The sequence below is a fragment of the Petrachloros mirabilis genome (assembly GCF_975968855.1).
Genome location: NZ_CDLUDY010000161.1, coordinates 1 through 5,101, shown reverse-complemented (window position 1 = coordinate 5,101; position 5,101 = coordinate 1). Strand labels below are relative to the sequence as shown.

The 5,101-nt window shown below is 55.5% G+C and carries 5 protein-coding genes; 1 reads left to right on the top strand and 4 read right to left on the bottom strand.

The genetic code is table 11. The features are described 5' to 3' along the window. Window positions 1-271: 271 nt before the first annotated feature. The 4 genes from ACWVCN_RS06440 to ACWVCN_RS06425 all read right to left on the bottom strand — a co-directional run bounded on the left by ACWVCN_RS06440 (window position 272) and on the right by ACWVCN_RS06425 (window position 4,566). Window positions 272-1,387 carry an ABC transporter ATP-binding protein gene (locus ACWVCN_RS06440; protein ID WP_455244735.1) on the bottom strand — a complete coding sequence of 372 codons (1,116 nt, stop codon included), beginning with the start codon at window positions 1,385-1,387 and terminating at the stop codon, window positions 272-274. An 18-nt stretch (window positions 1,388-1,405) separates the two neighbouring features. After that, on the bottom strand, window positions 1,406-2,989 hold the full coding sequence (locus ACWVCN_RS06435; protein WP_455244734.1) for an ABC transporter permease: 1,584 nt from the start codon (window positions 2,987-2,989) through the stop codon (window positions 1,406-1,408). Between the two features lie 16 nt (window positions 2,990-3,005). Further along, window positions 3,006-4,061: an extracellular solute-binding protein gene (locus ACWVCN_RS06430; protein ID WP_455244733.1), complete on the bottom strand. Its 1,056-nt coding sequence runs from the start codon at window positions 4,059-4,061 to the stop codon at window positions 3,006-3,008. 67 nt (window positions 4,062-4,128) lie between these two features. Next, on the bottom strand, window positions 4,129-4,566 hold the full coding sequence (locus tag ACWVCN_RS06425; protein ID WP_455244732.1) for a Fur family transcriptional regulator: 438 nt from the start codon (window positions 4,564-4,566) through the stop codon (window positions 4,129-4,131). Window positions 4,567-4,698: 132 nt separating this feature from the next. Between ACWVCN_RS06425 and ACWVCN_RS06420 the strand changes: the two genes are divergently transcribed. Beyond that, window positions 4,699-5,101 (top strand): hypothetical protein (locus ACWVCN_RS06420; protein WP_455244731.1); only part of this gene is annotated, 403 nt, incomplete at its 3' end.

The following is a 5,101-nucleotide window of genomic DNA, read 5'->3' as shown; positions in this document are numbered from 1 at the left end:
GTGCAATTTCCAGGGCTTGCAGGGAGGCGAACTGTGTGAGGTCGATCCGACGGTAGAACAGCCAGCGCTCGACTGCAATGGCGACAGACCAGACACTCAAGGCCAACAGCAGACCAATAACTCCGTAGTCGACTGCGTTCTTCAACGCGTCCATCAGCGACTCCTTCAACTCCTCAGGTAAGGGGCAGTGCCTGGCGGGGTCTAGCTATCTTTGCATGCTGCCAGAAGGTGAAAACCGCTGTCAACGGACAAAGGAATGAAACCCTGTCGGTTACGCCGGCTCTTTGAACAACACCGTATGGGAGGCGAGGACCCGCAATTCAACTGGTGTGCCTTCTTGGTACACGCTTGTCGAGCTCTGACTGCTATGGACAACTCGTCCCGACGGGAGGTTCACAGCGTACAGGTTCTCTGATCCCCTGAACTGGCGCGAGAGCACGTGCGCGGGAGCCCCCTTGGTCGGAACCAAATGGATATCGTCCGGGCGGATCATGACGACGAGGTTTGTGCCGTCTTCGCACTCCAGTGTGTTCGGGAATTCGCCGAGTTCAGTCTGTACTACGCCATGAGAAACAGTGCCGGGAATAAAATCCGCCTGGCCCACGAAGTCCGCTACGAAGGGCGTTGCCGGCATATGATAGATCGTCTCAGGGGTGGCGAACTGTTCCAGACGTCCCTGGTTCAGCACGGCTACCCGATCAGCCATGGCGAACGCTTCTTCATGATCATGCGTCACGAGAATAGTCGTGGTCTTGGTCCGGCGCAGGAGCGTGTGGAGTTCTTGGCGCATGCGGCTGGCCATGTCCGGATCGAGATTGCTGAAGGGTTCGTCGAGAAGCAGGACCACCGGGTTTTGTACAAGCGCTCTCGCGAGTGCCACGCGCTGTTGCTGGCCGCCAGAAAGCTCGTGGGGGTAGCGCCATTCGAATCCTTCCAGGCCCACCAATCGAAGCATGTCCTGTACGCGGGCTTTCCTTTCACCTCGTTTCAGGTCGCGGAGCCCGAACGCAATGTTTTCCTGGACACGTAGGTGGGGAAACAGGGCATACTCCTGAAACACCATCCCGACTCGCCGAAATTCCGTAGGTATGATCTGGCCGGGTGCCGAAACCAGTTCCCCGGATAGGAAGATCTGCCCGGAACGGACCGGTTCAAATCCTGCGATTGCCCGCAGTATCGTTGTCTTACCGCAGCCTGATGGACCGAGGAGGCAAATGATCTCGCCCTCATTGGCCATGAAGGAGATGTCACGCACGGCTGGCCTGCCGACGTCGTAGGCACAGGAAATCCCGCGCAATTCAAGGACTGATGAAGCGGGGCTGTAGAGATTGGCCTGCCAGGCCGATTCGCCGTGGTGCTGGTTGGCCGAGGATAAATCCGGTTTCATAAAATCATCATTACTCCATCAAGCGGCGCGCCAGTCTTTCGATACGAGGAGGGCCAGGGTCGGCAGGCTAAGCAGAACGATAAGCAGTGCCGACGGAGCCGCCAACTGAAAGTACTCTTCGCTTGCTTCCATCCAGACGCGAATGGCTAATGTATCGAATCCGACCGGTCGGAGCAGCAGCGTTGCCGGTAATTCCTTCATGGTCTGGAGAAACATGAGTACCCAGGCTACGATGAACCCGTTGCGGACGAGCGGCAGTGTCACGTGCTGCCACGTTCGGCGGACGCTGAGACCCAGCGTGCGTGCGACTTCTTCGAGATTAGGCGTAATTTGCTGGAGCGCCGGTTCCAGCGACTGCAATCCGGCTGGTAAAAAATGAATTACATAGGCAACAATCAGAACAACTACCGATCCATACAGAAAAGGTGTGATGTTGAGACATAGGACAAGTACAGCCAGGGCTGCCACCGGACCTGGCAGGACGTACCCCGCATAGGCGGCTTGCAGACAGCCGAGGTTTAGCCAGGTGGGCTGGCGATTCGCCAAATAGGCCAGGGGCAAGCCGATCAGGACACCACCTGTGGCGGCGCAAGCGGCTAAGAATCCGCTGTTCCATAAAAATCCATAAAAGCGGCTATCGATGGTCGCCATCGCTTCAGGTGACAGACTCCATGTCACCAGCAGGTAGGCCGGTATGCCAAAGGAGGCTGCAACAATGAATCCCAGGTAGCTGATGACAAGCGTTGTTCCTAGGCGTCCGTAGCGCTGCCGTTGGGGAACTCGATATCGGCCTGTCGTTTGATAGAACCGGCTGCGGTGGCGAAACCATCGCTCAGTGACTAGGAAAATCAAAGCCAGAATCACGAGGAGAAGGCTCAGGATACTGGCTGCGGAGTTGTCCGATCGCCCTGTCATTTGCTGAAAGACCGCGTAGGTCAACGTTTGATATCGCAAGAGAGAGACAGCACCGAAGTCTGAGACGACGTAGAGGATAACCAGGGCCAAACCGGCGGTGATCGACGGGCGCATCAGTGGGAGCGTGACCAGCCACATCGTTTTCAGGCGGGTGACCCCGCTGGTACGCGCCACTTCCTCGAAAGAGACGTTCATGCTGAGTAATGCGCTTCGGCTCAACAGATAGACGAAAGGAAACGTGTCGAGGGTCATAACTAAGGTGGCGCCCAGATAACTATGGGGAGAAAATATCCGTGCTTGTGATCCTGCAACAAGCTGCCAGACCTGTTCAACCGGTCCCCCGAATCCGAGCAAGTACGAATAGACGTATGCCAACACATAAGTCGGCATGGCCAGAGGAAGCACCAGTGCTCCCTCCCAGATTCGGCGACCGGGAAATTCTACGCGCGCAATGAGCCAGGCAGTGGTTACGCCGAGGATCAAGGTCAGGCAGGCAACGGAGGCCGCCAACCAAATAGTATTCGACAGCAGTTCGGGAACCCGGGTTGTCCAGAGGCGGCTCCATATGGCCTGGTCTGCCTGGAGAGCCTGCGAGGTGACGTAGCCTAAAGGAAGGAGAATGAGTCCGGCGCTCGCCAGTGCAATGAGTTGAAGCGGCGACGTCAGGTGGTGGCGAATCGTGGTCACGCTGGACTCCTTGCGATTACCGGAGTCCTACTTCTTCGATAAGGGTCAGTGTCGGTTCTCTCAGTTCCGCCAATTTAGTCAGCGGGACCTGGGCTACACGAAAACTCTTACGATCAACGAGGGCCGGATCGGCTTTCACATCCGGATGCAGCGGATACTCTTTGTCGAGGTCGGCAAAGAGTTTTTGCCCCGCTTGCGCCACAAGAAACTCCACGAGCAGTTTCGCGTTCTCGAGATGTTTGGTCGATTTCGTGATCCCGATTCCCGCGACGTTCATGATCGCTCCCATCCCGCCTTCCTGCTGATCCGGCATGAACACGGCGATCGGGGCGGAGGGACTCTTTGCCAGATGACGGTTCACGTAATAATGGTTGACGATGCCAAGTGCCACTTGGCCTTTAGCGACGGCGTCAACTATTTGAGAACTCTTCTGGTACACCTGGACGCCTGCGTTCTCCTTCAGCCCTTGCAGGAACTCTTTTGTCTTCGCATCCCCGTGCGAGGCGCGAATGACCGAGACACCGGCCTGCAAGTATTCGCTGCCGGAGTTCGGAATCGCAATCTTGTCTTTCCATACCGGGTCGCCCAGATCGAGCAGCGACTTGAGCGAGTCAGGTTTCACGAGGGTCTTGTTGTAGACGATGATCCAAAACCGTCCTGAAAGGCCGATCCAGGCATTGTCCGGTGCGCGAAACTGGGAGGGGATTGCCCGTTCGATTTCTCGCATGTTCAGCGGTCGCAACAGGCCGTTTGCCCTGGCTAATTCGAGGCTTCCGGCATCGTTCGTGATGAATGCGTCCGCCACCGTGCGGTCTCCCTCCGTTTTCAGCCTATTGAGCAGTTCTGTTGTGCCGGAAGAGAGGAGGTCCACTTGAATGCCGGTTTTCGCTGTAAAATCGTCGAGCACAGGCTTAATCAAACGTTCCGATCGGCCTGAATAGATCGTAATTCTGTCAGCCGCTAGAATTGTGGCCGTCTGCACAAGCTGCAAAGCCAACAAGATTCCAAAGCAGGGGAGCAAAAACCGACTGAATCGCGAAGTGAGACCAATCGATGTCGAAAAGAATGGCATGGCGCAGGCGCTCCTAATTGAAATTGATAAGCCCTCTCAAAATATTAGCAAATGAATTGGTGCTCCGTCAATGACGGCAGCGTGAGCAGAGACCGTAGAGTTCGAGGCGGTGAGTCTGGATCGTAAAGCCGTTTCGGGTGGCGACTTCTTCTTGCAGTTTCTCGATCTCGCAATTTTCAAACTCCACGATCTTCCCGCAACCGGTGCAGATGAGGTGATCGTGGTGTCCTTTGTGCGACACGTTATCGTATTGAGTTTGTGAGCCGAAGTGGCGTGCTTGGGCGATACCGGCGTCACAAAAGAGATTGAGCGTACGGTAGATCGTCGCCAATCCAAGATGCGGATCCGTCTTGGCCAGCTGGTGATACATCGCTTCAGCTGTAATGTGTTCCTGACGAAGGAAAGCGTTGAGGATGAGTTCTCTTTGACGAGTGAATTTGAGCTGGTGCTTCGCCAGGTGCTCTTTGAGCACTTCCATCTCTTTTGCGTGCTTGCCGGAAGCCATCGTACGAAACACCCTCCGAACGGGAGGCATTAAAGACGAAACGGGAGGAGGGGTCAAGAGGGATCGATTGACGGACTTTCTCCCGGGTGTCTATAGTGCTGCCTATCAACGGCTCGAGAAAAAGTTTCTCTCATGCGCAAACCTGCACAGATTACCGTCGATCGGGCCTTGCTGCTGTACGTTCTGCACCTGGCTGAGCCGCACGGCCTGCTCAGTGACGTCAAGTTGCAACAACTCTGTTTCCTCTCTGAACTGCAGATGTTTGGAAAAGGATTCAAGGGGTTTCACCTCGAGTTCTTTCGATTTGCCTATGGGGCGTTCAGCAAAGATCTCGATAACGATCTGACCTCGCTTCGGCGGAAAGAACGGGTGGAAAACTTTACCCTCTCCGATCAAGCCATCGAGGAAGTGCTCCCGTTGATTGAGCAGGGAGTGGCGGGTGTCGAAACCAATGAAAAGGTAATGGAGATTCTCAAAGCAATCATCGCTACCTATGGGCCGCATGACAGCGGGGTGATTACCAATTCGGTAGAAG